Source organism: Nocardia spongicola, from assembly GCF_047200775.1.
Lineage (GTDB): Bacteria > Actinomycetota > Actinomycetes > Mycobacteriales > Mycobacteriaceae > Nocardia.
Window position 1 is genome coordinate 58,848 of sequence record NZ_JBJZOO010000021.1, and the last position, 6,391, is coordinate 65,238.

A 6,391-nucleotide genomic window follows, 5' to 3' on the forward strand; every position below is an offset into this window, starting at 1 on the left:
GTGGTACTCGCCCCGGAGCCCTTGCTCGTGGCCCCACTGGGCGCGCTGTTGCTGTTCACGAAGACGTGTCTCAGTCCGAGGTTTTGGCCCCCGGTTCGGGTTACTTCGGCCCGCGCGTTTCGTCATGCCGCACACCATCGCATGTCCAGCCTCCGCTGGGCGCGGGCCATCTCAGGTCATTCGCCGGTGCCGCCCGCACCGGGACTGGATATCACCGCAACAGGTGTGCGCACCCAGCTCGCGCGGCCTGCTGCAATCATGTCCAGAGCGGTGGTCGGGGTCGCGAATCCGGTGATGAGCACGATGCCGTGCCCGTGGCGCTGTTTCTCGGCCACTCGGTCGAGCCACGCGGTGCCGACCGGCGGCAGGCTGCCGGTATAGACCTCGCAGAGGACCCCGGGGCCGGTGATGCGCACGGCGGCGGCCGCGGCGTCGATCGTGATGAGCCATTCCGGGCGCGGCGGGCTGAGGAACTTCAGGTCTGTGAGCGGTTGCGCACCGTGGGCGCGAATCGCGGCCTCGAACACGTCCTCGGCGAGGAGGGTGCCGTCGTCGCCGATCTGGGTGGCGACCGCGTGCGGGAGGAGGATGAGCACGGGTTCGGCGGCGATCGTCGCGGCGAGCAGGTCGGCGTCCTCAATATCCGGGGGTACGGTGCCGCCGGGGCCGATCACATAATCAGGAGTCCGCACCTGCGCGAGCCTAGTGCGCCGACCGCACGGCCGAGTCCGGCTGGCGCGAGATGACCGACGCGAGGTGGGCCGATCGGGGCTCGGGATTGCCGCCGATCGGCGCTACCGTAGGGAGGCGACTTGCACGGAGGCGGCAGCGGGAGGGACGTCGTGGACTACACCGACTGGGTACAACTCGCGGGCCGGCGGATCCCGCTGACCGAGGTCCGGTCGGATCCGGACCGGCATGTGCGGCTGATGGCGACCGCACGGACACACAAGTCAGCCGAATGCCTGTGCCGCACACCGGCATTGCGGCTGGTGACACGTTGCACGCAGAACGGTCGTCATCATCTGGCATGTTGGCCGGGTGAGGGGCCCCGGCATGATCCGTCGTGCGCATTTTACCGGCTTGACCGGGAGATGACCGGGCAGGGCGCCTACGAGTCGGCCATCCGCGAAACCGATACCGGGGTGTCGATCCGATTCGCCGCACCGCTGGTCAGCAAGCCGACCGAGCACCGGCAGTCTGTCGACCAGACGGCCTATCCGGGCCTTGGGCGCCGCTCGGTCGGCCTGCTGGGGCTGCTGCACTACCTGTTCGAGTCCGCGAAACTGTCAGCGTGGTCGGCGAGCTCGCGCTCGCGTGGCTGGGCGGCGGTGGCGCGGGCGGTGACCGAGCAGATGGCCGCGGTCACGATCAGCCGCCAACCTGCCGAGACCGTGCTCTACGTCGTGCCGCCGTACCGGGCCGAGACCGCCGCGTCGAACCTTACGGCCTTCGACACCTTCATGGGCTCACTGCGCGCCGATCGCACCCAGATCCGGCGCGGGTTCATCCTCGGCGAGCTCAAAGCCGTACACCCGGCCAAATACGGTGTGCGCTACCAGCTGGCACAACAGCATCCACGGCGACAGGTGTTCGTCGGCGAGCGGCTCGACGCGAAACTGCGCCGTTCCTTCCGCAATGCGTTCTCCGAGGCCGCGGCCGAGGCAGGTGGGCGGCGGATCGTGCTGTTCTACGTAGACCGCTCATCCGGCGGATTCGCGACAGCGGTCGACGCGGCGGTGATGCTGACCAGCGGCGACTACATCCCGGCAGATTCGTCGTATGAGGTGCGGATGGCCGATGCGCTGGTCGCCGCCGGCCGCTCGTTCGTCAAACCGTTGACATTCGACTCGAAGACCTCGGCCGTGTTCCCGGACTTCGTGCTAACCGACGAGTCGAACACCTATATCGAGGTGTGGGGCCTGCCAGGACGGGAAAGCTACGAGCAGCGCAAGGCTGCTAAGTTGGCGCACTATCAGAAGTCCGCCGCGCGGCTGATCGAATGGACGGTGACCGACCCGATGCCTACGGTGCAGCGACGGCGGGTACCAGCCTGACAGTGCTGAGTGAAACGACCGGCCTCACCAATTCATGGCTGGGTCGTCGCGGATCGCTACCGGGTGCGGGCCTTCACCACCGCCCTTCAGGGCGGTGCACTAGCCCGCGCGGGAGGGCCGCCAAGGCCCGAGCGTGCCCTGACTCTGTTGGTTCGGTCCAGGTGGACCACATCACTGGGGATCCGTCACTGGGCATGGGCTTGGGACGAGTTTGTGCCCACGCCATGCCACAAAGCATAATCGTCACAGTGACGAAATGAAGTCGACGCCCTTTGTTCGGCGGAAAATATTTCGCCGCATCGTTCGGTGATGTCAGAAGGCTTTTCATCTTTCGGTAGTCGGGCGTTACTAGTATTGGCCTATTGCGAGGATGATCGGGAAAGCGACGACTTCAGGTTCCCTGTGCTTATTCTATTTAATATTCTGCGTATTATTTCGTTATACTGTTGCATGATTTTTAGTGTGATGATAACGTTGATCAAACGATGTAACTCACATGATTGTGGTAGCTGTGATTCAGGCTGAATCGGATAGATTTAATCGCTGCTCGCCCTTCTGTCGGGAGTTTATGCGACGGCGGGCCTGGAGCCGAGTTCGAGGAGTTTCATGCAATCCCCTACGGGGCGCACACAGAATAGCGCGAACGTCGCCGAATCCCTGCCCGACGGCATCAAAACTCGCCCCCCTCGTGGCCCGTCGACATCTTTGACGTTGATCGACACAGACCCTGCCACATGGGGGGAGGTCATCAGGATGATCCGCACCCTCATTACCGAGGACGTCCGCGTCGGCCCAGGATTCTGGCTCGACGTACCAGGGCATCGCGATGGCAACGATCAACTTCCCGTCGACAGCGATCGGTGCTTCCTGATCGACCACGACGGCAGTTGGCGGGGCATGCTCGATTGCATTCGTGAGATTTCTCGCTATGCCGCCAACGAGGCAAGCAACGGTTGCCCGCCTGTCGTACTGGTCATCAACTCGGTTACCGCGCTGTCCGACATCACGCGCGCGGGGGCCTCGGCGCGAGCGCTGTGCAGCGATGCCGCAGCAGGAAAGCTCGAGGCTGATCCGTACGCTGATGTTCAGCCGGAGAGGGGGCACTGGACGCAAGCCAACAACCGTTGGCGGCAGCTGATGCGAATCCTGAAAGAGTTCCGCGGGATTGTGATCGCGACTTCACGCGCTGCTTCTGCTCTGACCGCTGAAGGGGTGACTGCCTCAGAAGCGTTATTCCAACGCCGCGACCTTCCGCATGAACTGCTGTGGCAGGTAGATGCTTGTGTGGCGTTACGTGCGCTGGCCCCACCGATGCTGATTGCGGCTCCGCGACTGGACGACATACTGCCACAACCAGTACCTGATCTGACCGTCGCCGAGCTGATTTTCGATCGGCTGAAATTCGACCCCGCAGCGATCGCGGACCCATACGAGATTCCATTACCGATCGAAATGATGGCCAACGAGCTGTTCGCTGCAGAGTCTACGGATGTTCTCAATCGCAGCTACACCGAACACCAGCAGCGACTTGCACGCGGCAGTGAACCATTATTGAGTGCAGCCTACCGGACGCGCCGCCGCTACCTCGTTCGCACGGTCGATGCGCCGGTATTCCTATCGAAAGCAACCACCTTGCAAGAACTGAGGCAGCGGTGTGAAAAGCTCACAAATCACAATATCGATCTCAACCATCCAACTATCCAAAGCGCCATCGTCAACCGGCATCGAATTTTGATCGACAGTATCCTGCAGGCCGTACGTGCAGCCGACAACCTGGGTGATCTTGACAGAAAGTTCAACCACTACCGCTCGGATGTCAACCGCGGCGACGCAGCTGCCCTCAATGCCGTATACGATGAGACCAAGTCCCGACTGATGCGCCAGAGCGATACCCACTTGTCACCCAACGGCAGCGAAGATCAGCACATACCCATCGAACGGTAGCTGAACAGCGAGCCCACACGCGGCAGCCTCAGAGACTGGTCGTCCCGGTAGTGGCGCGCCGAGAGGCTGCTGGTTGGACTCGATCACCGGCGAAGGCAGGGCTGCTTGCTGTCATCGTTGTTCGATGTGTGCGAGCAGCGCTGCGTGCCACCGCATTTGTTTGGCGAGCCTGGCATGCTGGTGCTCATGACTGACCCGCGTTTCGGCACCGACCCCGCCTACACGCCAGTGACCGATCCACCATCACCAGAGTTGGCCGCAGCGTTCGTGCGGGCTCTGCGTGCCCTGCCCGATGACGCCGATCCTGCCTCGCCTATCGCCGGATCGGATGCCGCAGCCGCGGACTGACCTCGCGGCCGCTGTAAGCTCGTGGTGAGGCGAAGGCGCATACCGAGGACCACAGCAGTTACTAGGGTGTGTCGATCACCTTCGAGTGCACCATGATTGTCTGCACACCAGCTGTGTGTGCAATACCCACCGCACCGTCTCTCACCGGGCAGCATGAGCATCTCACCTGATCCTGGGAGGCGATGCTGCGGTGGCAGAGATGTCCAATACAGAGCTTGGTCGCACCACCGCAAGCATCGTTGGGCGTCTGGACTCGGCTCACGACAACGCCGCTATGCACTTGTTGGCGAAGGGAATCAACCCCGAAGTTGTCGCGGCCGCAGCACGTGGCGTGCGTGTCACTCCACGACCGGTGTTACCGTTGGCCGATCGTGGTACATCTGTCCTGCCTGAACTCTTGGCAAGGGCTGTCGACTACTACCAAGACGTCAGCGATTTGATCCATTCGGTGGTCGTGTGGCGGGCATGGGAGCAGATGCGTCCGGTCTATGCCATGCACCCGGGACTGACCGACTACTTGGGAGAGGTTACCTCCGACCGGATCCCCACCAAGGTTTTGACGGATACAAAGCTACCCCACGAGCATCCGTTGATTGTGTTCACCGACCCGCTCGAGCTCGACAATGGTGACAGTGGTCTGGCGTGCATGCTCTACGGCATCGCTGAAGATCCAGAGGACGCCGGTTATCGGCACTGCAGCATCCATGATCCCGGCCGTGTCGAGATCGGTATGCAGTTCTACTGTGAAACCTCCGGCGGGCAGCTCTATACGATCACAATGGTGGTTGACGGTCGACCCGACGCGACACTGCACGTCGAAGACGGCTCCGAGCCTGCCAGATCACGCATCCGAGGGGCGTTAACCAATCTGGGTAGTGAACGTGCTTCCTCCGTACGGGATTCCGATCGTCGGGTCATCGAGCAGCTCAGCAGGACCGCGATTGCCAGCGTGCTGTATCTATGCAGCGAGGAACCCGACAAAGAGCATGCGACGAGAAAGATCCGCCGTGATGTCAACCGTGAAGTCGGTGTTCCTCGTTCGCGTAACCGCAATAACTCTGCCAGCGCAATCCAGGTGGGGTGGCGGCTCGGGCCTGTACTTCCGCGTGTCGGGGACCGCAAACAGCGAGCCGACCAGGCCGACCAGAGTGCGGCGCGCAGTACAGGTTCCGAGACCAGGGGTCGGACGATGCCACCGCATGTGCGCCGGGCACATATGCGCCTTCAACGAGTCGGACCGGGCCGTAGCGGTGTGGAAGTTCGATTCATTGGGATGACGACGGTCAACAAGCACCTGATCCCCAACAGTGGTGTCGAGGTCACCACCGTGATGCCGGTCCGTCCCACCCGCGACGCCCCCGCTTCCACCATGGCCAAGGACGGATCCACTGATGCGGCAGGTAGCGTCGAGGACGCGGGCTTGGACGCGCTGGATGCGGTCAGATCCGGGCATTCGCCGCAGTCTCCAGTCGCCATGGCTACCTCACTGGCCCTGGATGAGGCGGTAGGACAACCAACTGCGCTCGCTGCCGAGACGATGCAGGACAGCAGTGCCGGCCTGTAACAGCTAAGCGAAATACCATTAGTTCTGTGCATAACTCTGGGAACTGGCAGATGAAATCGGGTGTATCGGTTCTGTGACGTGTTGGATACGGCAGTAAAGTGCGAGTTCAGATGCAGGAAATCTGCGCTAGGCTCACCGCGGCGGCTGTCATCGACAGGTCGGTCACGGTGGATCGATGTAGACTCCGTCGCGTGGACGCGTTGGTCGGTCTTCCAAGTATCACCCGTATCGAGCGAGTAGTGGTGGCTCGTGGTCATGGATAGCTCCATAGTGTTCTTAGACAGAAGACGCCGGACGTCTGTCCAAGATGATCGCTTGGTATGCCACCAGTGTGGCGGTGAGTGGTTCACGCTCGATGGGCGGAGCGCAGGTCTGGATCAGGATGCCGGCGCGGTGACTCTTCGTCGCGATGGTCGAGTGAAAGCATATTGCGGTGCACCTCGCTGTATGGGATGTGGGGTGCTCGCGAGCAGCTAGG

5 protein-coding genes are annotated in these 6,391 nt (G+C 62.2%); 4 read left to right on the top strand and 1 reads right to left on the bottom strand.

Annotation, left to right across the window (positions count from 1 at the left end; translation table 11 throughout):
* Window positions 1-176 precede the first annotated feature (176 nt).
* Window positions 177-692: a hypothetical protein gene (locus tag ACL02S_RS22315; RefSeq protein ID WP_412804437.1), complete on the bottom strand. Its 516-nt coding sequence runs from the start codon at window positions 690-692 to the stop codon at window positions 177-179.
* A 150-nt stretch (window positions 693-842) separates the two neighbouring features.
* On the opposite strand from ACL02S_RS22315, the gene ACL02S_RS22320 reads away from it, so the two are divergent.
* The 4 genes from ACL02S_RS22320 to ACL02S_RS22335 all read left to right on the top strand — a co-directional run bounded on the left by ACL02S_RS22320 (window position 843) and on the right by ACL02S_RS22335 (window position 5,913).
* Complete coding sequence (locus ACL02S_RS22320; protein WP_412804438.1) at window positions 843-2,057, top strand: DUF1173 family protein; 1,215 nt, start codon at window positions 843-845, stop codon at window positions 2,055-2,057.
* A 753-nt stretch (window positions 2,058-2,810) separates the two neighbouring features.
* On the top strand, window positions 2,811-4,001 hold the full coding sequence (locus ACL02S_RS22325) for a DEAD/DEAH box helicase family protein (RefSeq protein WP_412804439.1): 1,191 nt from the start codon (window positions 2,811-2,813) through the stop codon (window positions 3,999-4,001).
* 186 nt (window positions 4,002-4,187) lie between these two features.
* Window positions 4,188-4,349, top strand: a complete 162-nt coding sequence (locus tag ACL02S_RS22330) for a hypothetical protein (RefSeq protein ID WP_412804440.1) — start codon at window positions 4,188-4,190, stop codon at window positions 4,347-4,349.
* Window positions 4,350-4,548: 199 nt separating this feature from the next.
* A complete protein-coding gene (locus ACL02S_RS22335) occupies window positions 4,549-5,913 on the top strand; it encodes an AcrVA2 family anti-CRISPR protein (RefSeq protein ID WP_412804441.1) in 1,365 nt (454 codons plus the stop codon).
* Window positions 5,914-6,391 lie beyond the last annotated feature (478 nt).